This window comes from Halonotius roseus (assembly GCF_006861655.1).
Lineage (GTDB): Archaea > Halobacteriota > Halobacteria > Halobacteriales > Haloferacaceae > Halonotius > Halonotius roseus.
Genome location: NZ_SESI01000001.1, coordinates 149,364 through 172,447 on the forward strand (window position 1 = coordinate 149,364; position 23,084 = coordinate 172,447).

The following is a 23,084-nucleotide window of genomic DNA, read 5'->3' on the forward strand; positions in this document are numbered from 1 at the left end:
GGATCGGCATATGTGTCTTTGGAGATCAGTCCGTCTTGCGAGCAAACATCACCAGCGCGATCATCGAAAAAACGACCTCGCCGTCTTGATTCGATGTCTCGATCCGGATGTCAGCCAGCCCGCGGCTGTCGGTTTCAACGTCGAGATCGAGGATTTCAGCCTGAATCGAGAGCCGATCCCCTGGCCGCACCGGTTCGTGCCACCGCAGTTTGTCGATCCCCTTGCCGCCGAGCGTGGTCGTCTCCGACAGAAAACAGTCGACGAACAGCCGCGTCGAGATCGCGGCCGTGTGGAACCCCGCGGCGATCAGGCTCCCGTAGATCGACTCCTCGGCGGCCCGCTCGGGATCAGTGTGGAACCACTGTGGGTCGTACTGCTCGGCAAACTCGATTATCTCGGCTTGGGTGACTTCGTACTCGTCGCTCGTCCACTCATCGCCGACGGCCAGATCCTCGAAATAGATCATCATTACTGACCCGTCGGCGGCGAAGGGGAAGTTAGCTCCGTTTGCCGATCTCCTCGCGCAGCACGTCGCTGACCGTATCGCCGTCGGCTTTGCCGCGGAGTTCCGCCATACATTCGCCCATCAGCCCCGAGAAGGCGCCCATCCCCTCCTCGGCGACCTGGTCGGCGTTGCGCTCGACGACGCCCGCGATGATCTCGCGGACTTCCTGGTCGTCGACGCCGCCGAGACCGGCTTCCTCAATGGCTTCCTCAGCCGTCAAGTCAGGCTGTTCGGCCAGCACCGTCAGCACGTCGTTGACCCCCTCCTTCGCCAACTCGTCGTCGGCAACGAGATCGAAGACAGCGAGGAAGTGTGCGTCGGCGATGTTCTCGACCGGAACATCGTCGCGGCGGAGTTCGGTGACCGTGCTTTCCAGCACCGAGGCCGCAAACGTCGGGTCGATGCCGCGGGCGACGGCCTCCTCAAAGAGCGGCATCCGGCGGCCGTAGGCGACCTGCTCGGCCAGCCCGCTGTCGAGGTCGAACTCGTCCTGATACCGTTCGACCTTCTCGGTCAGCAGTTCGGGTTCGTCGATCTCGCTGGGATCGGGTTCGACCGGTGGCACGTCGGTCTCGGGGTACATTCGTGCCGCGCCAGGCAGCGGACGGAGATAGCGAGTGGTGCCCTCATCGGTCGCGTCGCGTGTTTCCTCGGGAACGCCCTCGATAGCGGTTTCGGCGCGCTCGGCGACCGCCTCGATAGCGAGGTCGGCGGTTTCGGCGTCGGCAGCAACGATGGCGACGGCGTCCTCCTCTCCCGCGCCGACAGCGTCGCGGAGCGCGGCGACCTCCTCGTCGGTGACGCCGTAGGCCGGCAGTTCATCGGTGTGGAAGATGCCGCCCGCGCCGTTGCGCTTGGCGTGATCAGAGAGTTCAGTACCGAGCCGGCGGTCGGGCTGGATCTCGCGGCCGACGAGGCCGTCGAAACCGAACAGCGGCACGGCTGTTACCTTACCGCCGTCGCCGAGCGCGCCGCCGATGACGCCGGAGTCAGTATCCTCGAAGACGTTGGTCACGTCTTGTGTCTCGCCGACGCTGGCGTCTCGCGCTTGGAGTTCCTCGGCGATGTCGACGAGTTCAGACTGGCGACCGACTTCGAGACGGACGATCTCGTCGATCTGATCGAGGGCTTGGACGCCTTTGATCTCGACGCGGGCACCCTCCTCGATGGAGACGTTGACATCCTGACGAATGGTGCCGAGACCGCGTTTGACCTTCCCGGTCGAGCGCAGTAGCATGCCGATCCGCTTGGCGGCCTCCTTGGCCTGTTCGGGTGAGCGGATGTCCGGCCCCGTGCCGATTTCGACTAGGGGGATGCCGAGCCGGTCGAGACTGTAGCGGACGCCGCCGTCGTACTCCTCAACGCGCTGGGCAGATTCCTCTTCGAGTAGAAGGTCGACGATCGAGACCGGCCCCTCGCTGGTCTGGATCTCGCCTTCTTGGCCGAGTAGCATCGACCGCTGGAAGCCCGACGTGTTTGAGCCATCGATTACGAGCTTTCGCATGACGTGGAGCTGATCGACGATCTCCATATCGAGCAGCGAGGCGATCTGCATGGCGACCGAGAGGGCTTCGCCGTCGACCTCCGTTGGCGGCTCGTCATCTTCCTCGACGAGGCAGGTCGAGTCGTAGGCGAGATACTCAAACTCGCGGTCGACGCGGCTCTCTTCGAGGGCGGCGTCATCGAGTTCACCCAACTCGCTTTTCGTGGGGTGGAGGAACCGGGAGATGGTGCGGTCTGATTCTTCGGGCTCGCGGAGTTCGGTCGGCGACTCACAGAACAGTTTGGTCTCGGTGTCGAGCTGTTGGTGGATTTCGAGGCCGGCGACCAAGCCGAGGGCCTCGTAGTCGTAGGCGTCGGAACTCATTGGTGTGGTGTGTGCGACGGGAGCCTAAAAAGGTGCAGATGCGGCGATCACCGGGCCGATCACTCGGTGACGACGGTGGCAACGATCACTGGATCGACTCGACGAACCCGAGCCACCGCTTGTAGTCATCGATGCTCATGTTATGGGCTTCCTCGCCGTAGTCGGGGCGGTACACACCATCGAGCGCGTTGCGTGCGCGATCGAGGCCGATGATCTCCTCGGCCAGCGTCTCGGCGGTCGCCTCGCTGAGTGACCCTTCGGTTTTGAGTCGCTCGACGCGGGCCTCGCGTTCAGTTTTGAGCGTACGTTTCGCCGTCGACACCAGATCCTTGGTGCCCGGCGGGATCTCCGGGAGCTCTCGGGTCTCGATCAGCAACTCGTGGAGATCGATCTCGGTGCCGTTGATCGTGATCGTCTCCAGCGTTTTCGCCCCGACGGTCGCGCTCTGTCGGTTGACGCGTTCGAGCAACGACTCTCGGGTGGCCTCGTCGATCGGATCGCCGTCCGGGGGCTCAGCCATGTGTGATTGGTTTTGAAAACACTCCCCGAACGGTTACTGGTGGCGATCTGTCGCCGGCGATAGCGCGTCGTCAACGCCGTGTCGTCGACGCCGTGTCGCCGTCACCAGCGACAGGGTCGTGTGAGACTCCCGCGTGGCGACTCCGAAAAAACAACCCTTAAAAACAGCAACCGACTGCACATGGGTATGGCTGGAACTATCGAAGTACTCGTCCCTGGCGGCCAGGCCAACCCTGGCCCGCCGCTCGGCCCGGAGCTCGGCCCGACACCGGTGGACGTGCAGGCTGTCGTACAGCAGATCAACGACGAAACCGAGGCCTTCGACGGGATGGAAGTCCCGATCACCGTCGAGTACGACGACGACGGCTCGTTCACCATCGACGTGGGTGTGCCGCCAACGTCGGAACTCATCAAGGACGAGGCCGGCTTCGACAGCGGCAGCGGCGAACCCCACGAGGACTTCGTCGCCGACATGTCCGTCGAACAGGTCAAAAAGGTCGCCGAGCAGAAGTCGACCGACCTGCTCTCCTACGACGTGAAAAACGCCGCCAAAGAGGTCGGCGGCACCTGTATGACCCTCGGCGTCACCATCGAGGGCGAGGACGCCCGCACGTTCAAACAGCGCGTTGACGACGGCGAGTACGACGACGTACTCGGTGACGAAGCCGAAGCCGCAGCGTAATTTCGTTCTCTCGGTTTCGTTTGTATAACAACGAGTGCCGACAGTCGATTTCGTTCACACACCGTATCTTACCGACGTGCCATCGCTTCGGTGTCGACCGAGCCCTCGTCAGCCAACCGAATCCGATACCGGAGCGTAAAGATCCGAACGCCGAGCAGTTCGACGCGATGAACCGCTTCGACCGTCGATCCGCTGTCAGGGACAACCACGAGTGTCTCGTTCAACGGGAGCCGAACCCCGAACCCACGAGCCACCAGATACAGCCCAGCGTCGTCGCCGTTTCCGGCCGTCGGATACGACGAGAGGACGAGTCCATCGCCGTTGCTGCCGCCGTTTTCGACACGCAGGATACCGGTGAGTGTCCCGCCCGGTAGTGGGAAGGCAACGCGAAGGTACGGCCGACTGCCGTCGTTGTATCGGTCGTAGACGCCGACGTACGTCATCCGTCGGTCGGCGTCGACGCGGTCGGCGTTCGAGCGGATCCATGCTCGATCACCGGTGTGGTGGTCATCGACATCGACGCCCACAACCCGACCAGTGAGTGCCGTCTCGCCGGAGACCGCCCCGAGCGGAACCGACAGCTGGCCGATCCGGGTTGCCAGTGGTCGATACACCCCAGCGAGCTGTTTCCACGGCCGTGCCCAGTCAGGGTCGACATCAAGGTCGTACTCGCCGGAGCGTTCGAAAAACCGCCGAACCGAGGGCGCGACCGCCGTCGGATCGAACCCCGCGGAGTCGTAGGCGTCGACGCGATCCATCATCCCCGAGACCGCCGCGTCGGTCGTCAGCCCCTTTCTGTCGAGGAAGTCCGCGCCGATCCGCCAGCCGCCACTGAGTCGGCTGAACGGGATGCCGGGCGGTCGGGCCCGCGAGTCGGGGATCCCGAGTCGCCAGCCGACCACTGCGAGCAGCGCGAAGCCGTAGGCGTTGAGTCGACCGTGGTAGGTGACCATCAGCCCGTAGGAGGCCGCGTCGATGCCGAAATACGTCCCGCCGGTCGCCCGAGCGAGCCCGTAGAGCACGGCGAACCCCATCGACAGCGTCACCGCCAGCGAGGCCACGCCGATGGTGAGTTGTTGGGATCGCCGTGACAGGCGAGGCAGGACGCCGCCGATGACTGCCAGCGAAAAGACGGCGACGGCGGTGGTAAAGAACGTTACGGCGATCAGTTCGACGAGATTCGCCAACGGAAGCCCGAGGGCGACCGCGGTGATCCCGACCGCGATGATCCCCGGGCCGACGATGATGATCCCGGTCGTCGCTCGGAGGGCCCGCCCAAGTCGGCCGCCCGCCCCGACGCGCCCGGCGAGCCCCGAGACGGTCGGCAGCACCGCCCCCGCGTAGTGGAAGTGAACGACCGTCAGCGTGATCAGGATCGGCTCGAAGACCAGCGAGACGCCAGCGCGGTCGATCAGCAGCGCGATCCCGCCGACGAGAATGTAGATGAGTCCGGCATCAACGGCCACCTCTTCGAGCGGCCACGGCCCGCGTTCGAGCAGCCGCCACGCGCCGAAGCCGGCGATGGCGACCGTCGCGGCCACCCATGGGAGTGCCAGCACTGCCGCCACCGCACCCTGTTGCATCGACAGCGAAACCACAGCGGGAACGGCCGCCACCGGTTGTCCGAGCACCGCCAGTCGGTACCAGCGGGATCGTCGGCCGTCTCGCCGTGGGGTGTCGGTGAGCCGAACCACGAGCGGAACCAACACGAGCACCGCGAGCGCGATGACGTTCCTGATCGGCCCGAGGTTCCACAGCGCGACGACCCCGAGCCAGCCGAGGGCACCGACCAGCGCGCTCGCGTCAGCGAGGGTCGGGAGCCGGTCACCGCGACCAAGGGGTTCGATCTCTCCCGCCATGCTATCGACCCCAGTCGGCTGGTGCGTCTTCGGGTGGGAGTTCGCTACACGGTTCGTACTCGACGGTGAACCAGCCGTCGTAGGCGAATACGCGGCCGACGACCGGGTTCGAGATGTCGACCGTGATCTCGAAGCGGTCGCTGGCCTCGTCGTAGCGTTCATCGACCCGCACGTCCGCGCGCAACGGGGTCGGGATCGGAACCGTCCGGTCGCCGAGGGCGACCCACTGATCGTCGGTTTCGATACGTAACCCGCCCGAATCGGTCGCCTCGAACCGGAGTTCGGTGACGAGCGTTCGGTGGGTGCCGAGGGCGTCGATGACGCAGTCCCGATCCGCGTCGTAGTGCATGTAGGCATCGAATCGCCGGCCGGGGCCGACATCGAACGCCCGGATGTAGGCGACGGTCTCGACGCCGGCGTCGTTGAACGGATGTGTCCGAACCGTGAACGGAACATCGGTACCCGTTTCGGGAAACAGGAGGTTTCGACGCGCTCCCGCCCACAGCACCGGCAGGGCCAGCGGGTTTCGCCGGATCGACCGCATCCGACCGCGACCGACACACCGCTGGTCGTCGTGGCTGGTCAGGCGATACCGCCGCTGGAGTTCGGGATGGAGCGTGTCGTAGGCCGAACCGAGTGCCTGCTGGAAGACGCTCTTCATTCCGGTGGGCTCCGCAGGCAGTTCGCGGCGGTCGGCACTCGTCCGGCGAGGCTCCCGGCGATTACGCCGAGGGCGGCCATCCCGAGCGTCGTGACAACCGGATTGTACGGCCCGAGGGCGACCGAGAGATCGGACAGTACCGCACCTGCCGTGAGTCCGATTGGTGCCAATCCGGCGACGTACGCCAGCCACGCTGATCGCCAGCGGACGAGCAGCGCGAGGCCGACCCCGACTTCGAGGATGCCGAGTGCTGCGACCGCCTCCCCCGAGACGGCTCCGAGGCCGAGCTGCTCGAAGGGTGCGCGTTCCGTCGGGTGGGAGACGAGCAGTTTGGGAACCAGCCCTTGATAGAGCCAGATGAGTGCGAGTCCGACGCGGGCCAGCGCGTGGGCTAGCAACGTTCGATAGCTCGTTTCGGGTGGGGTACCCTCTTCGACCCAGCGGGCCAACACGTCGAAACTCAGCGCGGTCGCCCACCCCAACAGCGGCCGGAACGCAACGCTGTCGATCACCTCGCCCACTCTCCCCCAGCGCGTCTCGTAGTTGTAGTCGGTGAGAAACCGGAGGCCGTCGTCGGTCTCGACATATCGCCAGAAGCCTCGGCCCTCGCTGATAAGCGAGAGTGGACTGTCGCTCTCGAAGGCGAGCACCGAGGTCGTCTCCTCGCCCTCGTCGTTGGTGGCGACGGACTCGCCGGTTCCCTCGATGCCGAGGCCGAACCCGATTCTCGTCGCGTAGGTGAACCGTTGTGGTTCATCGTCTTCGCGTGGGAGGTAGTCTATCTCGGTGAATCGGAGATCCCACCGCGCGTGTTCCGCGGGATCCTGTGTTCGGTTCCAGACGGGTTCGAGTGGGCCGTCGACGAGTCGCTCGACGTAGATCGACTCATCGGACATTGGTGGAGGGCTCCAGCATAGCGTTGGGTAGTGATGACGGTCACAAATAAGTTGGTTTGTGACAGTTTTCGCCTCTCGATTATCACAGAGAAGCTGTCGCGGCTATCCACCAGAGACGGTCACAAACACGCCCACAAGCGTGTGACACACCCACAGACGCTGAAATCGCCTTCGACGGCCTTTTAAGCCTCATCGCCTACCCTCCGATGAGACAGGCTTTGCCTGTGTCACTGACCCGTAGGAGCATTCCTGCGTACTACGGAGGTGAATAATGGCAGACGATACGATAGTACAAGCAGTTTCTCGCGCCCTCGACGAGTCCCCACCACGGAACTTCAGTGAGACCGTCGATCTCGCGGTGAATCTGCGTGACCTAGACCTAGACGACCCATCGAATCGCGTCGACGAGAGCATCGTGCTCCCGTCCGGCACCGGCCAGGAAACACAGATCGTTGTGTTTGCGGAGGGTGAAACCGCCCTCCAGGCCGAGGATGTCGCCGACGAGGTGCTCTCGGGGGACGACCTCGAAGACCTCGGCGACGATGACGACGCCGCCAAAGACCTCGCCGACGACACCGACTTCTTCGTCGCCGAGGCCAGTCTGATGCAGGACATCGGCCGCTATCTCGGGACTGTACTCGGTCCACGAGGGAAGATGCCGACGCCACTGCAGCCGGACGACGACGTCGTCGAGACGATCAACCGGATGAAAAACACGGTGCAGCTTCGCTCCGGCGACCGACGCACGTTCCACACGCGCGTTGGTGCCGACGACATGGACGCCGAGGAGATCGCCGACAACATCGACGTGATCATTCGGCGACTCGAAGCTGATCTCGAAAAGGGGCCGCTGAACCTCGATACCATCTACGTGAAAACGACGATGGGCCCCGCTGTTGAGGTGGACGCATGAGCAGCAGCGAGTCCGTCCGCAAAACCGAGACCATCCCACAGTGGAAACAGGACGAGGTCGACGAGCTGACCGACTTCATCGAGCGGTACGCCTCAGTCGGCATCGTCGGCGTCGAAGGCATTCCGAGCCGCCAACTGCAGTCCATGCGGCGTGGACTCCACGGCAGCGCGGAAGTCCGGATGAGCCGCAACACGCTCGTCGTTCGCGCCCTTGAGGACGTCAACGACGGCGTCGAGCAGCTCACCGAACACGTCGCCGGACAGGTCGCCCTGATCGGCACGAACGACAACCCATTCGCGCTGTTCCAGCAGCTCGAAGCCTCGAAGACCCCCGCACCGATCAGCGCGGGCGAGGTCGCGCCCAACGACATCGTCATCCCCGAGGGTGACACGGGCGTCGATCCGGGGCCGTTCGTCGGCGAACTCCAGCAGATCGGTGCGGACGCCCGCATTGAAGAGGGTTCGATTCAGGTGCTCTCGGACAGCACCGTCCTCTCGGCCGGCGAGACCGTCGATGCAGACCTCGAAAACGTGCTGAGCGAACTCGGCATCGAGCCGAAGGAGGTCGGTCTCGATCTCAAGAGCGTCTACTCCGAGGGCGTGCTGTTCGCCCCCGAGGAGCTGGAGATCGATGTCGACGACTACCGCGCGGACATCCAGTCGGCCGCCGCGGCCGCCCGGAACCTCTCGGTCAACGCGGGCTACCCGACAGCCCAGACCGCGCCAACGCTCATCGCCAAAGCGACGGGCGAGGCCAAATCCGTCGCGCTGGCCGCTGCCGTCGAGAGCCCCGACGTGGTCGACGACCTCATCGGCAAGGCCGACGCACAGGTCAAAGCTCTTGTCAGCGAGATCGACGATCCGGAGGCACTCCCCGAGGAGCTCCGTGATCTCGGTGACGACGCCGAGGAAGCCGACGAAGCTGACGACGGCGACGCTGATGACAGCGAGGCCGACGACGCAGCTGACGAACAGACTGACGACGAAGAAGCCGAATCCGAGTCTGACGACGGCGACGACAGCGACGCCGGTGCCGGGCTCGATATGCTCTAACAACGGAGGATTACACCAATGGAATACGTTTACGCAGCACTCACCCTGAACGAAGCAGACGCAGAGATCACCGAAGACAACATCACCGCAGTCCTCGAAGCCGCAGGCGTCGATGTCGAGGAGTCCCGAGTCAAGGCGCTCGTCGCCGCGCTCGAAGATGTCGACATCGAGGAAGCCGTCGAAACCGCAGCCGCAGCCCCCGCAGCCGGCGGGGCCTCCGCGGGCGGCGCGTCGGCTGACGCCGGCGGTGCCGACGACGCGGGCGACGACGCTGACGAGGAAGAAGCCGACGCTGACGACGGCGACGACGCCGACGTGCCGGACGACGCCGGCGACGAGGACGAGGAAGCCGACGGCGAGGGCCTCGGCAACCTCTTCGGCTGAATCGCGGTCAGACAGCAGTTTCCTGTTTTTTGCGACGCGATACCCGGATAGCACCGCGATCGACCGATCAGCGACGCGGCCGGAAATTTAAACCTGAAGCCGCGGCCAGCCAGCCCGATGGGACTGGGAGTCGGCATCGATCCGGGGCTGACAGGTGGCGTCATCGCCTTCGCGCTCGGCGGCGTCGCCCTCGGCACCTGTAGCGGGCTGGTTCCCGGGCTGCACGCCAACAACTTCGCCGTGCTGCTTGCGGCGGCCGCGCCGTCGATCCCGGCCGATCCCTTGTTGCTCGGCGTCGCCATGCTCGCGGCGGGGGTCGCCCACACGTTTCTCGATATCGTCCCCGCGCTCACGCTTGGGGTGCCCGATGCGTCGATGGCGATCGCCGCGCTGCCGGGCCACCGGCTCGTGTTGGCCGGCCGGGGGCGGGAAGCACTCCGGCTGTCGGCGGTCGGCAGCGCGCTCGCCGTTGGGATCGCGCTGCCGCTCGCTTTGCCGATCACGTGGCTCATGGTCGCGTGGTATCCGACGATCCAGGCCAATCTCACGCTCGTGTTGGTTGCGGTCGTCGGCTTTCTCCTCCTGACCGAGTCGTCGGCTCGGACGGCTCTCGGTGGGCTCTTTGCGTTTGGATTGGCGGCCGCGTTGGGGTGGGCGACACTCGACGTGCAGCCGGCCGCGCCGTTGGATGCTGGCAGCATGCTAACGCCGCTGCTCACCGGGTTGTTCGGCGCGCCGATCCTGCTGGATGCGATGGGTGGCGGCGGGGTACCGCCGCAGGCCGACGCGAAACTGGCGATGCCGCGCCGGGAGCTGGGGCTGACGGCGGGGGCTGGCTCGCTGGCCGGCGCGCTGGTCGGCTATCTGCCGGGGGTGTCGGCGGCGATCGCCTCCGTGATCGCGCTGCCGGCGGTGCCGAACGACGATCCCGACCGCGGGTTCATCATCGCCACCAGCGGGGCAAGTACGTCTAACACGGTGTTCGCGCTGTGTGCGTTGCTCGCGCTTGGGACACCGCGAACCGGCGTGATGGTGGCGATGGATACCACTGGGGTGCCGCTGACCGTCCCGGCGTTGCTGACGGCCGTCATCATCGGTGCGGCGTGTGGCTTTCTGCTCGTGGTGGGGGTCGGCGATCGCTACCTCCGGACAGTGGGGAATCTGAACTACACGGTCGTTTCCGGCGTCGTCTTCGCGCTGCTCATTGGGCTCTCGTTTGTGTTCACCGGCTGGGTCGGGGTTGGGATCTTTCTGGTCGCCACGCTCGTGGGGTTGGTGCCGCCGCGGTTCGGAACCCGGCGTGTCCATCTGATGGGAGTGTTGATCGGGCCACTGCTGCTGTGATACTGTTTGCTGTAGGAAGTTACCGTTCGACCGCCGCCCGGTGGGCGGTCGAGGCGGGAACCGTCTACAGTAAACAGTATGAGGCATGTGATACGGCGGCACAGCACGTCCCTCGCCGACGGCAGGGCGGTCATGACGAGCCGAAAGACAATGGTTAAAACCCGCGCGGTGATCCCTATGGGTATGAGCGAGACCCAACAGGACGCCGAGAGCCAGTGTGTCTCCTGTGGCATCAAGGTCGCAGCGATGAACGCTGCGTCCTTCGACTGTCCGGAGTGTGGCACCGAGATCCACCGCTGTCCGACCTGTCGCAAGCAGAGCAACCTCTATGAGTGTCCCGACTGCGGCTTCCGGGGGCCATAACGATGGGGAAGGTCGCCGCCAACATGAAGATCATGCCGCAGAGCCCGGATATCGATCTTGACGAACTTCAGGAGCGACTCGAAGCCTCGCTGCCCGAGGGCGCCCAGATCAACGGCTTCGAGCGCGACGATGTGGCGTTCGGTCTCGTCGCCCTGCTGCCGACGGTTATCGTCGCCGACGACGCCGGTGGCACCGAGGTCGTCGAGGAGGCCTTCGCCGAGGTCGAGGGTGTCGAAAGCGTTTCCGTCGAAGACGTCGGCCGGATCTAAGCGATCGCTGGTTTTCGCGGTTTGCTGCGTTACACCCGCCAGCAATAGGCTCCGGTAGTGCGGCATGCGGGGCTGTGTTGCACACATCCTGCAAACTTATATATCGCTAGCGACTACGGTAGGTGAATCCAAATGCCCAACTCCCTCGCAGAAATGCTGCGATCCGATATGGAATGCGAAGGGTTGCTTGAGTGTTTTCACGGGCTCAAGGAACTCGATAAGCGATGTTTTCAGCAGCTCGTCGACGCCGAGACGGCGGTGACGATCGATGAGCTTGCAGAGCAGGTCGATCGTGAACGCTCAACTGTCTACCGCGCGGTTCAACGGCTTCTCGACGCCGGGCTGATCGACAAAGAGCAGATCAACTACGATCAGGGCGGCTACTACCACGTCTACAAGCCGGCCGATCCCGAGGTGATCCGGGAGGATATGCAACGGCTGCTCAACGACTGGTATGCGGAGATCGGTCAGCTGATCCAGGAGTTCGAGGACAAATACAGCGACGCCGCCGATGTAAGCGTCCCGGCGGAATCCTAAGCGCGGTCAGGTTACCACATATCGAGGATCTCGACCTCGAACTCCAATGTTCGGCCCGCCAGCTCGTGGTTGAAATCAACCTCAACAACGTCGTCGGTGACAGCCGTCACATCGCCGTGGAGCCCGTTTTCGGCGTGAACGTGCATCCCAACCTCCGGCGGTTGGCCGACCATCCCCTCGAAGACCTCCGGTTCGTACTCCCGAACTTTGTCGTCGTCGAACTCGCCGTATCCCTCCTCCGGTGGGATCGTCAGCGTCTCGGTGTCGCCGACAGTGAGCCCGATCACGCCCTGTTCTAACCCCTCGATGACCTCCTCGTCGCCAACGCCGAACGACAGCGAGGCGTAGTCGTCGGGATCGGCATCCTGTGCGTCAACCAGCCCGTGTTCCTCGGCGACCTCGTAGCGAGAGGTGTCGAAGACGCTCCCGTCGGGGAACCGACCGACGTACTCGATGACGACCGTATCGCCAGCCTCGATTGCCATACCGGCCGTCGGCGACGAAGGCGCATAAATCCCGTTAGTCGTCGGCCGACAGCGGGGCCGGGATCTCAAGTAGGGTGGCACTGCGCTCAAACAGCCGGCGTGCAGCCGCGCGGTCACGAGCGGCGGCGGAGGGCTGGGTCGGCTCACAGTCAGCAAAGTAGCGACCGGAGACCGAGTCGACACGGGGGCTGGCGGCGAGATAGACCGCCGTGGCCGCGCCGTCGGCGGGCGTCGACACGAACGGGAGCCAGCCGGCAAGGCTCGCAAGATCCGACAGCGGGCCCGGCAGAAACCGGGTGAAGCCGCTGCCCGGGATCGCACCCGGGTGGAAGGCGTTTGCGGTGATCGGGGTATCGGCCTGTTCCAGCCGACGCGCCAACTCGAAGCTAAACTGGATATTGGCGAGCTTTGACCGCTGGTAGGCGTTGAACGAGGAGTAGTCGGCGACGGATTCGACAGCATCGAGATCCAGCGACGCCCCGCGGTGGGCGGCCGAGGCCGTGGTGACGATGCGGGCATCGTCTGCCAGCGTTGGCAACAGCTCGGCGGTCAGGAGATACGGCGCGAGGTGGTTGACGTGAAAGGTGTACTCGACACCGATATCGGTGAGGCGGCCCGCACGGAACAGCCCGCCGGCGTTGTTGATGAGGATATCGAGCTCGTCGACCCACTCCTCGACGGCGGTTGCCAGCGATCTGACCGCGGACACATCGGCAAAATCAGCCTCGAAGAAGGTGGCGGTCGCACCCATCGCCGCAAGCTCGTCGACGACCGCGCGGCCGGCCGCGGCGTCACGGCCGTGTACCATCACGTCGGCACCGAGCCGCCCCAACGCGAGGGCGGTCTCACGGCCGATCCCGCCGGTTGAGCCGGTTACCAGCGCGGTCTGTCCCGCACAGTCGATCTCGGCGACGCCGGCCTGTTGTTCCGGCTGTGTCATTCTGGCCCTTCAACGAGGCGGCGGAGCTGAGCCGGCGGCACCGCCCCGCGGGCCGCATGGCCGTCGGCAACGAACGTCGGAACGCCGGTGATGCCGGCCTGCTGGGCGGCGGTGAACGCGTCGGTGACCGCCTCCCGGTGGGCCTCGTCGTCGAGGGCGGCGGTGATCGCATCGCCGTCGATGCCGACGGTCGTGGCGAGATCGACGAGGACATCCGCATCTCCGATATCCCGGCCATCCTCCCAGAGGGCTGCGAAGATCGCCTCATCGAAGGCCAGCCACGTCTCATAGGGGTACTCCTGGCTGACGTACGCGGAGGCGATCTGTGCGTCAAGCGAGTCGACATCGGTCGCCAACTCCAGTGTCATCTCGACATCGTACTGCTGTTGGAGGCGACGCACCGACTCCTTGGCCTGCTCGAAGTAGGCGTCGTCTTTGCCGTCGTCGACCGAGTGGTCGATCTCGCCGTCGGCGGTTCGCTTCCCGGCGCGGAGATCGAACGGCTGCCAGTCGATCCGCAGCGGCTCCTCGCGGTCAGCCTGATACCGCGAGAGCGATTTGCGGCCGAGATAACAGAACGGGCAGACGTAATCCGAGTACACCGTGATCGATGCGTGTGTGGCTTCGCTCATTAGGAAGGATTGGGGCTCGGCTCACAAAAACTGGCCGGTGGGGCAACGCAACGAACAACGCTCTTGTGGGTGGCTGCGAAAGCCGCCGTCGTGCTTCGAACACTCCGTGAGTCCGGCCCGGGGCTGCTCGTTCCCGCGGCGTGGCTCGTCGCCGCCGCGGCCCACCGTGGCCTGGTCACCACCCGATCGATACTCATCGCGCATCTCGTGATGGTCGCGTTTATCCTCTTTTTCCTCACAACTGGCTGGGACGAGATGAACGACCGCGTCCTCCAGGGGTGGCGTGTCGTCATGGTTGTCGGCGTCCCGATCACGCTCTGTGGGATCGCCGGCTTTCTCGTTGGTTCGGTTGCAACGCCGTTGTGGGCGATCAGCCTCATCGGCTGGATGGTGCTCCCCGCGATCGGGCTGTTTTACACCGGAATGGTGCTCCCGGAAGCGGCGATCATCTACGTCGCCAGCGGGACGCTCTCGATCGTCGGCCCGATCATCTACCTGCTCTCGTTTCTTCTCGGGGTCGATCTCGTCGCCGTCGGCGGGATCGCGGTGACCGGGATCGGCCAGACGCTCGGCATCGGCGACGCTGTGTTGCGGTATTAGGCGAACTGAGACACAGCTGTATACGCAATGTTCGGCGGTGTTGTTCGCGCGAAAACTCGGTGGGACTGGGATTCGAACCCAGGAGGCCAAAGGCCACCTGCTTTCAAGGCAGGCGCAATAGTCCACTCTGCCATCCCACCGCACTCGAAAGCGGGTGACGGCGCGTAAAAACGGTTCTGGTTGGCTCGACGGTACCGTTCGAATAAGCAGTTGTGTGGGAAGAAGATGTGTAGAAAGCCCTCGGCTCTATCGGCTCCCGGGACTCGCTGCGCTCCTCACTCGCGTTGCTCGTTGCGGTGCTTGCGTCGTCCGGGTTCGCCGATAGAGCCTCGCCCTTTCAGTCCACCAGGAAGGTAGTTGATCGATCAGCCGACTACCTGTTTGCCTGCTTGTCTCTCAACACGACTGGTTGGCAGCCGGTGAATGGTCGCACCGGGTGGGCCGAACCATGTAATCGATTTCTGTTCCACCACTGCGACGCCGTAACCCGGATCGTCGGCCTTTTGCTCGCCGGGGCGCAACCACAGGTAACTGGATGGCCTCCTATCATATCGAGACGTACGGCTGTACGTCAAACCGCGGCGAGAGCCGGCATATCGAGCAGGCCCTCCGCGAGGGTGGCCACTACCCAGCCGACGGGCCGGCGGAGGCGGATGTGGCGATCCTCAACAGCTGCACCGTCGTCGAGAAGACCGAGCGCAACATGCTCCGCCGGGCCGAGGAGCTCCAAGAACAGACGGCCGACCTCATCGTCACCGGCTGTATGGCTCTCGCACAGGGCGAGGAGTTCGACGAGGCCGGTATCGACGCCCAGATCCTCCACTGGGATGAGGTGCCGGAGGCCGTGCTCAACGGCGAATGCCCCACCGTCACCCCCGACAGCCAGCCGATCTTGGAAGGCGAGATCGGCATCCTGCCCATCGCCCGCGGCTGTATGAGCAACTGTTCGTACTGTATCACCAAGTTCGCCACCGGCCGGGTCGACTCCCCGCCGGTCGAGGAGAACGTCGAAAAGGCCCGCGCGCTCGTCCACGCCGGCGCGAAGGAGATCCGCATTACGGGCCAGGATACCGCGGTCTACGGCTGGGATGACGGCGACCGCAAGCTGCCGGAGCTGCTGGATCGCATCTGCACCGAGATCGACGGCGAGTTCCGGGTCAGGGTGGGGATGGCCAACCCCGGCGGGATCCACGGCATCCACGAGGAACTCGCCGACGTGTTCGCCCGCCACGACAAGCTCTACAACTTCATCCACGCCCCCGTTCAATCCGGCAGCGACGACGTGCTGGAGGAGATGCGCCGCCAACACAGAGTCGAGAAGTTCCGCGAGGTCGTCGCCGCCTTCGACGATCGACTGGACTACTGGACGCTGTCGACGGATTTCATCGTCGGATTCCCGACCGAAACCGACGCCGATCACGAGGCCTCGATGGAACTGCTCCGTGAAATCCGCCCCGAGAAGGTCAACGTCACCCGGTTTTCGAAGCGGCCCGGCACCGACGCCGCCGAGATGAAGGGCCTGGGCGGGACGCTCAAGAAGGAACGCTCAAAGGAGATGTCGGCCGCAAAGCGCGAGATCGTCGGCGACGTTCACGAGACGATGGTCGGCACGACCCAGGACGTGTTGGTCGTCGAGGAGGGCACCGGCGACTCGGTGAAATGTCGGGACGGCGCGTACCGACAGATCATCGTCCAACACGCCGACGAATACGGCCTCTCGCCCGGCGACTTTACGACCGTCGAGGTCACCGATCACCAGACGATGTACGCCTTCGGCCAGCCGGTCTAACTCAGCGGCGAGAGGCACGAATTGGGTTTATACCCCGCAGGCGACTTCCTCGGTCAGCGATGATTCCGAAAGCTCGCCGTCGCTTTGCAGCCGAATGAGCTGGTATGAGTCATTGCAGTCGATGAAATCGTCGGCGACAGCCACATCTCCTCCGCCGACATCGGATGCAATCGAGACTGTGTACGGGCCGGAAGCCATGAGTCTAAATCCGGCGTACGTGTCGGTGCTGATGGCAACCGTCTCGGTGTAGAACGGCTCTCGATCCGCACGGCTGATGGTAATCGTCGCATCGAGAGGCCGTGCTGTGTCGGCGAACACAACAACCCAATGCGAGTCAGCAGATGAGCCGACCTGCACGAGTGTTGTTGCGCCGGTTGCTTCCTCGACTGCATCGGCAAACAGCCAATCGTCGAACGCCGTCACCGTCGATTCCTCCAATCGGTTGACCGTTGGCTCACGAGTACTCGACTGCGGCGGGGTTGCACAGCCAGCCATGCTGAGACCCAGCCCGCAGCTGAGTCCGTGGAGGAGCCGTCGTCGATCCATGGTGGATGCCGGCACGGACGGCCACTAAAACCTCGGGCCGCTATCTTGGTACTGTACAGAGTAGTGCGATGGGATTGCGAACATCTTGAAAGCCCCGACGCGCTGGAGTCGGGGGGCTCGCTGCGCGCTTCGGGCCTCCGGCCCTGCAGTGCTTGCGTCGCCCGCCTTCCTCCAGCGCGTCGCCCCTTTCAGTCCCGCCCGCGTCAGTGGATCAGGCAGCCGCAGTCGGGTGGGAATGAAAGGGGCCGGCGTCTCGGCGAACCCGGACGACGTAAGCACCGCAGGAGTGAGCAACGCGAACGACGAGGAGCGCAGCGAGTCCCGGGAGCCGAAACGCCGGGGGCTTTCAAGATGATTCCAGTTTCCTCGGCTTCTCTGAACACGATCGTTATCCCTCGCCCTCGTCGAGGGTGAGACTCTCCGTGGCGGCGTTCCGGAGGGCATCCGACCGCCCGTGGCTCGCCGGCGCGATCGCCAGCGTCGACAGCCCGTAGCTGTTGGCAACCTCCAACACCGGCTTGAAATCGGTGTCACGTGAGGCGATCGCCACCGTCTCCGCCCGCCCCTCGGTCGCAAACCGGGTGGCGTCGACCGAGAGCTTCACATCGACATCGCCGCTGGTGACGATCACCTCAAAGCCGCGGGCCTCGGCGGCCTGAATCAGCCCCGGTGTCGCGTGTTCGTCAACGTAGAGCCGGGCGGTCGCCAGCCGATCTTTCGCCGCCGTCGCCTCCCGGATGTCGTCAAGGTCGACATCGAACTCATCGCGCAGCATGTTCGGCCCGTCGACAAACAGCGCGATCCCATCGGTCGGCTCATCGCGCCCGAACAGATCCATACCGGTCGTCAGGCGGCGGCGAGTATAGGAATACCGTTTGTCGACCGCGAGCGTCACCGACTATTTGTCGACCGCGGGCGCGCACCCTCCACGCTGCCTACGAGCCGTTGGCCATCCAGTCGGGGTCGACCGGTGGATCCGACGGTGTCGACTCGGCGGCCCCGCGCAACGGCACCCGAACGTTGATCGTCGTCCCGCTGTCGCCCGTTGTCGCGCTGATCGAGCCGCCACAGGCGATCGCCAGCCAGTTGACCATCCACAGCCCGAGCCCGCTGCCGTGTCGCAACGGCTCCTCGGCCCCGTCCTCGATGACAACCAACTCCTGCTCGGAGAGCCCCGGCCCATCGTCGGCGACCGTCAGCAGGAGGTCATCGCCGGCGACCGACAGCGTCACCCGCACCTCGACGGCCGAGGGCTGGCGGTCGTGGTGGCTGATCGCGTTTTCGACCAATTCCTCGACGATCCGGGTGACCTCGCTGTCGACCCGGCGGTCGTCGATCTCGCCGTCGACATCGCAGACACAACTCGCCTCGAAGGTGGCGGCGGTCTCGGTGGCGGTCTCACAGAGCGTCTCGACTGACTCCCAGGTGTGCTCGCCGGGGTCGTCGGCCAACACGGTTTCGATCTCGCGGGCGGTTTCGGCCTGGGAGTGGAGGTGTTCGACCCGATCGCGGACAGTCTGAAGGGAGTCTTCGATGGCTGCCGGCAGCGCGTCCGGGCCGATCGCCTCCCGAACCCGGTCTTCCAGCAACCCGGTCTGGCCGGTGATGACGTTGACGCTGGCCCGGAGGTTGTGTCGGAGCACGCGGTTGAGCACCGCAAGCCGCTGTTCGCGCAGCAGCTTGTCGGTGATATCGAACTGGACGGCGACGTAGGCCTCCGGCTCGCCGTCGTCGTTGGTGACCGGCGAGATCGTCTCCTGGAGGATATACCGGTCGCCATCCTTCGTCCGGTTGATCACCTGTTTCTCGAAGATGTCGCCGTCGGTGATCGTCTCCCACAGCTGTTTGTAATGCTGGTCGCTCATCTCGCCGGAGTTGAGGATGCGGTGGGTCGAGCCGACGGCTTCGGCCGCGCTGTAGCCGGTCAGCTCCTCGAAGGCGGGGTTGACATACTGAATCACGCCGTCGCTGTCGGTGATGCTGATGGCGACGCCGGCGTGTTTCATCGCCTCCTCGTACTGGAGTGCCTCCTCGTGGGTTTCGATCGTCGAGACGACCTGTGGCACGCTGTCGCCGATCTCCTCGATGACCTCCCGCTCGACGGCATCGAAGCCGGTTGGGGCGGTCGTGTACACCCCGAGGACGAACGCCTGCTGGTTGTCGAAGCCGACCGGCACAGCCAGTGAGTCGGTGATATCGTTGCCCGCCGCCCGCGAGCTCCAGGCGGCGTCCGTCTCGTCGACAGCGACGTGGCTGGCCGTCCCGGTCGTCGTGGCCTCGACCACCGGCTCCGCCGCGGGCGTGTCGTCGGCGACCCACTCGGCGTAGCCGGTTGCCGCACCGGCGACGACGCCGGCCACCGGGTCGGTATCGGTGCGGAACTGCCGGCCGCCGTCGTGGTCGGCCGGGCCGCCATCGGCTGACAGCGAGCGATCGGTCACGGTCGGATCGACAGCAGCGACCGGCACGAGCCAGACGAGATCGTAGGCGTCGATAGCGGCCATCCGCTCGGGGACGCCCCGGATCACCGCCCACGGCTCGGGGGTATCCAACAGTTCGTCGGTGAGATCCCGGTTGAGCCGGACGAGCCGCTCGGTTCGGCTCACCCGCGTCACGTCTTTCAGCGTCAGGATCTCCTCGGCGATCGCCTCATCATCGATCGGCGAGCGGGTGACCTCGTAGGTTCGCTCCCGCCCGCCGACCGTGTAGGTGCGGTGGCCCGTGTCGCCGGGCGGGATCGACGCCAGCCCGTCGTCGATCGCCGCCAGCGGCCGCCGCGGGATCGTCTCTCTATCGAGAATCGTCGTCGCCTCGTCGTTGTAGGCGATGACCGTCGCCGAGCTATCGAGGACAAGCCCGCCGACGGCAACGCTGTCAGCCAGCGTCGACAACCCCGGCGAGCTATGGCTGGCGAACTCCGTGCGGGCATACCGAAGAATCCCGACAGCGAAGACGGCGACACCGAGTGGCTCGTAGTTGATCTGCAACAGCGGCTCGACTGACGGCGAGAGGATGTAGGGGACAAGCGGCAGCGCGGTCACGCCGACCAGCGCGTACAACACCGTCGGCCGGCTGTCGCCGCGCTCGAAGGACTGAAACAGCCAGCCGAAGCCGACGAAGGTGACCGTGTAAACGATCCCGGTGACAAACCAGTGGATCGCCCCATACCGAAACTGGAGATGCGAAAACGGGGTTGTCGCCGCCGTGGTCGTATAGTAGAGGCCATGAAGCGGGTTGGTGAGCTTGACGCCGATGATGACGGCGAGCAGGGCCACGCTCCCGATCTGGAAGGCGCGCTGTCGATGGTACGACCGCCCGGTGTAGGCGGCCGCGAACACGACCCAGGCGACGATCGTCGAGAGACCGGCGATCAGCCCGGCGAGATGGAAAACGCGCTGGGCTAGCGGCGACGACGTGGCGAGCTGTGCGGCGGTCGACAGCGACCACAGCCCACTCAGGCCGAGCAGGCCGCCGAGCCCGCGGCGGATATCCGGATGTGAGAGCCCGCGAACACTGACGGTGCCGGCAACACAGATCACCGCCGCGAGCCCGAAGGCGAGAACGTATATGCTCCGAATCAAGAGGGGGTCGCTCACGACCATGCACTGTTGGTCAACGGATGTAGTAGCAAAGTACCCTGTTAGGATTCCCAGTCGGTCGGAATCCCCGGCAACCGCGGCGATGAGTAGTGGTCAGCGGTGGTCGTCACCGAAGACCATCAGTCAGTCGTCGCCGATCGCTGTCGGATCGTCGCCGTCGGCATCGGTCGCCTCCTCGACAGGCGATCGGTCTGTCAGGTCGCCGCCGCGCCAGCCGCCGCGTTCGAACCAAGCGGCGGCGACGACCGCCGCGATCACCCCGGAGACGGCGAAGGCAAACCAGATCCCGGTGGGGTTTGGATCGGCGAAAAACCAGGCGTCGATCGGAACCAGCCCCTGAGAGGCGACGTAGGCGATCGGCAGCCGAATAAACCCAAACAACAGCACCGCGATGGCGGCGGCCGTCAGCGTTTTGCCGGCTCCGCGGAAGCCGCCGCTGTAGGCTCGCAGGATCCCGACAAAGCCGAACGTCGGTGCGATCCACCGGAGGAAGGTTGCGCCCTCGGCGACAACAGCCGGCGAGTCATCGAAGACGCGGATGATCTCCGGCGCGAAGAGGAAGGTGACAACGCCGAGCGCCGAGAGGATCAGAAACGAGGTTTTCGCCGCAAACCGGTTGGTGGCGACGACGCGATCCTGCCGGCCCGCGCCGATGTTTTGCCCGGTCATCGCCTCAACACCGCGGTCGATAGCGATGGCGGGCATGAAGATCATCGAGAAGACGCGGATGCCGACGCCGAAGGCGGCGACGACCGGCGTCGAAAACAGCGTCACGATCACCAACACGGCGTTGACCGAGATCGCTCGCCCGGTGTTTTCGACCGACGCGGGGACGCCGATCCGGAGCAGCTTCTTGCTGTAGGCGAGATCCGGGATCATCTGTCGGAGGTGGATCTGAATCCCGTGAGCACCCCGGAACATGAGCCACAGCCCCACAACCATCGCCGACCCGCGGGCGAAGACGGTGGCGATCGCCGCCCCCTCGACGCCGAGTTCCGGCAGCGGCCCAACGCCGAAGATCAACAGCGGGTCGAGGGCGACGTTGAGCACAACGGTTCCAAACATGACGAGCATCGGCGTGACGGTGTCGCCGGCCCCACGCATCAGCGCGATGAAGACAGTGAACCCGAAAAGGAACGGCAGCCCGAGGCTGATGACCTCCATGTAGTCGGTCGCCAGCTCCAAGACGGCCGGCTCCGCGCCGAACACGCCCAACAGCTCGGCGACGAACTGAAAGCCGAGCGCGCCAAGCACGAGTCCCGCCAGCAGGGTGAAGACGACCGTTTGTGAGGCGGCGTACTCCGCTTTGGCGGGCTGGTCGGCCCCGGTGTGTTGGGCGACGAGCACGCTGCCGGCGACGGTGAGGCCGAGGCCCAGCGAGATGAACAAATACACCAAGGGGAAGCCGAGACTGATCGCCGCCAACGCCTCCGTACTGTACTGTCCCAGCCAGAAGGTGTCGGCGAGGTTGTAACCGACCTGCAGCAAATTGGTGATGACGATCGGAAACGAGAGAAAGAACAGCGACCGCGGGATCGAGCCGTTGGTGAGATCGAGCTCCGACTGGCTCTTAAACAGGCTCCCGAGGCGACGCCGGAGGCTCATCGGCGACCTCCAGCGGTCAGCTGATCGTCAACGGCGAGACGGCGAGTTTCGGCAGGAAACACTGTTGTGTGGTAGGGGACTGAGGCAAATAAATCGTGTTGTCTCGGCGCACTACTCTTCGGTTTTGTGGTCGGCGATCCGCTGGAGCGCGTCGGCGATCGCCTCAACGGCGACGATGAACCGCCAGGTGAGATAGACGGCGAGTAGCGCGGCCGCCGGAACGACGACGAGGAGGAGCTGTTGGACGATGACCAGCGAGTAGGCAGCCGCCGCGAGGAGGGTGACGACGATCCCGGCGAGCTGCCCACGGGAGAGGGTCGGTGGCGACCAATCGGACATGCGTGATGAATGCGATGAGAGCCCAATGAACGTTGCGTCCGATCAGTAGGCCTCGCCGACGACGCTGACGATCCCGTTGCCGGCCTCGACGAAGGCGAGCTCAGTCGGCGCGGAGCCGAGCGTGCAGATCGACGCGGCGTCGTTGTCGTCGGTCGCTGCCTGCACGCGGTAGTCGCCGGGAGCGATCGGAAGGTCGATGCTTTTGAGCGTCAGTGGATCGAGTGTGACTGTCGTCTCGTGGACAGGCGTGCCGTCGTCGCTGATGGTGACATCGACCGTGACCGTCTGTGCGCCCTCGTAGTTTCGGAGGAGCAACGCGTCGGCACAGGTTTGTTCGGGTGGTGTCGTCGACTCTTGGGGCGGGGATGCGAGTGGCATAAGATATCTGTGGCACCGATACCACCTAAACCGCCATTACGTGTTTCAGCCTCAGAAACACGCCAAGGGGTGTTTTTACCCGGGAACAGCTGGTATCTGGTGGGGATCATCACCCACACTCGACACCCCAGAACCGTCCCACAGCCGGGATCGCACCGGTTCCGGGTTCACCACGCACTCCGAGAGCACCCCAGGATCGCCACCCACCGCTGACACCACCGTGTCCCCGTTGGTGCCGACACGCCGCCGTAGCGGCCACCCGGACGGTGGCCCGTCTTCGGCCCTCCTCACACCCGCGGCGGCCAACAAACCGCCACCGA

The 23,084-nt window shown here is 64.8% G+C and carries 25 protein-coding genes and 1 tRNA gene; 10 read left to right on the plus strand and 16 right to left on the minus strand.

The features are described from left to right. Nucleotides 1–25: 25 nt before the first annotated feature. From EWF95_RS00780 to EWF95_RS00790, 3 genes are all read right to left on the minus strand, one after another. Entirely contained in the window at nucleotides 26–466 is a 441-nt protein-coding gene (locus EWF95_RS00780) for a MaoC family dehydratase (RefSeq protein ID WP_142443119.1), read from the minus strand. 31 nt (nucleotides 467–497) lie between these two features. Beyond that, nucleotides 498–2,372: a Glu-tRNA(Gln) amidotransferase subunit GatE gene (gene gatE, locus EWF95_RS00785; protein ID WP_142442084.1), complete on the minus strand. Its 1,875-nt coding sequence runs from the start codon at nucleotides 2,370–2,372 to the stop codon at nucleotides 498–500. A gap of 85 nt (nucleotides 2,373–2,457) precedes the next feature. After that, nucleotides 2,458–2,892 carry a DUF5788 family protein gene (locus EWF95_RS00790; RefSeq protein WP_246055605.1) on the minus strand — a complete coding sequence of 145 codons (435 nt, stop codon included), beginning with the start codon at nucleotides 2,890–2,892 and terminating at the stop codon, nucleotides 2,458–2,460. Nucleotides 2,893–3,078: 186 nt separating this feature from the next. Between EWF95_RS00790 and EWF95_RS00795 the strand changes: the two genes are divergently transcribed. Next, complete coding sequence (locus EWF95_RS00795) at nucleotides 3,079–3,573, plus strand: 50S ribosomal protein L11 (RefSeq protein WP_142442085.1); 495 nt, start codon at nucleotides 3,079–3,081, stop codon at nucleotides 3,571–3,573. Between the two features lie 68 nt (nucleotides 3,574–3,641). Here the strand turns inward: EWF95_RS00795 and EWF95_RS00800 are convergent, their stop codons facing one another. From EWF95_RS00800 to EWF95_RS00810, 3 genes are read right to left on the minus strand one after another with little or no spacing between them, the layout of a single operon-like run. Next, a complete protein-coding gene (locus EWF95_RS00800; RefSeq protein WP_142442086.1) occupies nucleotides 3,642–5,432 on the minus strand; it encodes a YndJ family protein in 1,791 nt (596 codons plus the stop codon). A 1-nt stretch (nucleotide 5,433) separates the two neighbouring features. Further along, nucleotides 5,434–6,093: a DUF4166 domain-containing protein gene (locus EWF95_RS00805; RefSeq protein WP_142442087.1), complete on the minus strand. Its 660-nt coding sequence runs from the start codon at nucleotides 6,091–6,093 to the stop codon at nucleotides 5,434–5,436. After that, nucleotides 6,090–6,989 (minus strand): DoxX-like family protein, encoded by a 900-nt coding sequence (locus EWF95_RS00810; protein ID WP_142442088.1) that lies wholly within the window; start codon nucleotides 6,987–6,989, stop codon nucleotides 6,090–6,092. Before EWF95_RS00810 ends, EWF95_RS00805 begins: the two co-directional genes overlap by 4 nt. A 271-nt stretch (nucleotides 6,990–7,260) precedes the next feature. Here EWF95_RS00810 and EWF95_RS00815 point away from each other — a divergent pair, with 271 nt between their 5' ends. From EWF95_RS00815 to EWF95_RS00845, 7 genes are all read left to right on the plus strand, one after another. Continuing rightward, complete coding sequence (locus EWF95_RS00815) at nucleotides 7,261–7,902, plus strand: 50S ribosomal protein L1 (protein WP_142442089.1); 642 nt, start codon at nucleotides 7,261–7,263, stop codon at nucleotides 7,900–7,902. Then, complete coding sequence (locus tag EWF95_RS00820; protein ID WP_142442090.1) at nucleotides 7,899–8,954, plus strand: 50S ribosomal protein L10; 1,056 nt, start codon at nucleotides 7,899–7,901, stop codon at nucleotides 8,952–8,954. The genes EWF95_RS00815 and EWF95_RS00820 overlap by 4 nt, the downstream gene beginning before the upstream one ends. Nucleotides 8,955–8,972: 18 nt before the next feature. Further along, nucleotides 8,973–9,338 carry a 50S ribosomal protein P1 gene (gene rpl12p / locus EWF95_RS00825; protein ID WP_142442091.1) on the plus strand — a complete coding sequence of 122 codons (366 nt, stop codon included), beginning with the start codon at nucleotides 8,973–8,975 and terminating at the stop codon, nucleotides 9,336–9,338. A gap of 117 nt (nucleotides 9,339–9,455) precedes the next feature. After that, entirely contained in the window at nucleotides 9,456–10,682 is a 1,227-nt protein-coding gene (locus EWF95_RS00830) for a tripartite tricarboxylate transporter permease (protein WP_142442092.1), read from the plus strand. A gap of 183 nt (nucleotides 10,683–10,865) precedes the next feature. Next, the gene (locus EWF95_RS00835; protein ID WP_142442093.1) at nucleotides 10,866–11,045 is read left to right on the plus strand and encodes an HVO_2753 family zinc finger protein; all 180 of its coding nucleotides are present in this window, start codon (nucleotides 10,866–10,868) and stop codon (nucleotides 11,043–11,045) included. 2 nt (nucleotides 11,046–11,047) lie between these two features. Next, nucleotides 11,048–11,314, plus strand: a complete 267-nt coding sequence (locus tag EWF95_RS00840; protein WP_142442094.1) for an elongation factor 1-beta — start codon at nucleotides 11,048–11,050, stop codon at nucleotides 11,312–11,314. Between the two features lie 132 nt (nucleotides 11,315–11,446). Then, nucleotides 11,447–11,851, plus strand: coding sequence for a helix-turn-helix domain-containing protein (locus EWF95_RS00845; RefSeq protein ID WP_142442095.1), 405 nt, complete (start codon nucleotides 11,447–11,449; stop codon nucleotides 11,849–11,851). A gap of 11 nt (nucleotides 11,852–11,862) precedes the next feature. On the opposite strand, the gene EWF95_RS00850 is transcribed toward EWF95_RS00845, so the two are convergent. Genes EWF95_RS00850 through EWF95_RS00860 form a run of 3 tightly spaced genes read right to left on the minus strand, consistent with a single transcriptional unit; the run spans nucleotide 11,863 to nucleotide 13,908 of the window. Then, complete coding sequence (locus EWF95_RS00850) at nucleotides 11,863–12,336, minus strand: FKBP-type peptidyl-prolyl cis-trans isomerase (RefSeq protein ID WP_142442096.1); 474 nt, start codon at nucleotides 12,334–12,336, stop codon at nucleotides 11,863–11,865. Nucleotides 12,337–12,370: 34 nt separating this feature from the next. Then, nucleotides 12,371–13,276: an SDR family NAD(P)-dependent oxidoreductase gene (locus EWF95_RS00855; protein ID WP_142442097.1), complete on the minus strand. Its 906-nt coding sequence runs from the start codon at nucleotides 13,274–13,276 to the stop codon at nucleotides 12,371–12,373. Beyond that, complete coding sequence (locus EWF95_RS00860) at nucleotides 13,273–13,908, minus strand: DsbA family oxidoreductase (protein ID WP_142442098.1); 636 nt, start codon at nucleotides 13,906–13,908, stop codon at nucleotides 13,273–13,275. The genes EWF95_RS00855 and EWF95_RS00860 overlap by 4 nt, the downstream gene beginning before the upstream one ends. 90 nt (nucleotides 13,909–13,998) lie before the next feature. Here EWF95_RS00860 and EWF95_RS00865 point away from each other — a divergent pair, with 90 nt between their 5' ends. Continuing rightward, a complete protein-coding gene (locus EWF95_RS00865) occupies nucleotides 13,999–14,508 on the plus strand; it encodes a hypothetical protein (RefSeq protein ID WP_142442099.1) in 510 nt (169 codons plus the stop codon). Between the two features lie 57 nt (nucleotides 14,509–14,565). On the opposite strand, the gene EWF95_RS00870 is transcribed toward EWF95_RS00865, so the two are convergent. Next, nucleotides 14,566–14,648, minus strand: a tRNA-Ser gene (locus tag EWF95_RS00870). Nucleotides 14,649–15,043: 395 nt separating this feature from the next. On the opposite strand from EWF95_RS00870, the gene EWF95_RS00875 reads away from it, so the two are divergent. Further along, a complete protein-coding gene (locus tag EWF95_RS00875; protein WP_142442100.1) occupies nucleotides 15,044–16,297 on the plus strand; it encodes a tRNA (N(6)-L-threonylcarbamoyladenosine(37)-C(2))-methylthiotransferase in 1,254 nt (417 codons plus the stop codon). A 27-nt stretch (nucleotides 16,298–16,324) separates the two neighbouring features. Here EWF95_RS00875 and EWF95_RS00880 read toward each other — a convergent pair whose 3' ends face one another. From EWF95_RS00880 to EWF95_RS00905, 6 genes are all read right to left on the minus strand, one after another. Further along, nucleotides 16,325–16,843, minus strand: coding sequence for a hypothetical protein (locus EWF95_RS00880; RefSeq protein ID WP_142442101.1), 519 nt, complete (start codon nucleotides 16,841–16,843; stop codon nucleotides 16,325–16,327). Nucleotides 16,844–17,231: 388 nt separating this feature from the next. After that, on the minus strand, nucleotides 17,232–17,681 hold the full coding sequence (locus EWF95_RS00885) for an NYN domain-containing protein (protein ID WP_142442102.1): 450 nt from the start codon (nucleotides 17,679–17,681) through the stop codon (nucleotides 17,232–17,234). 97 nt (nucleotides 17,682–17,778) lie between these two features. Then, entirely contained in the window at nucleotides 17,779–20,439 is a 2,661-nt protein-coding gene (locus EWF95_RS00890) for a PAS domain S-box protein (RefSeq protein ID WP_185911653.1), read from the minus strand. Between the two features lie 126 nt (nucleotides 20,440–20,565). Next, complete coding sequence (locus EWF95_RS00895) at nucleotides 20,566–22,047, minus strand: MATE family efflux transporter (protein WP_142442104.1); 1,482 nt, start codon at nucleotides 22,045–22,047, stop codon at nucleotides 20,566–20,568. Between the two features lie 111 nt (nucleotides 22,048–22,158). After that, a complete protein-coding gene (locus EWF95_RS00900; protein ID WP_142442105.1) occupies nucleotides 22,159–22,386 on the minus strand; it encodes a hypothetical protein in 228 nt (75 codons plus the stop codon). A gap of 42 nt (nucleotides 22,387–22,428) precedes the next feature. Beyond that, entirely contained in the window at nucleotides 22,429–22,764 is a 336-nt protein-coding gene (locus tag EWF95_RS00905) for a hypothetical protein (protein ID WP_142442106.1), read from the minus strand. Nucleotides 22,765–23,084 lie beyond the last annotated feature (320 nt).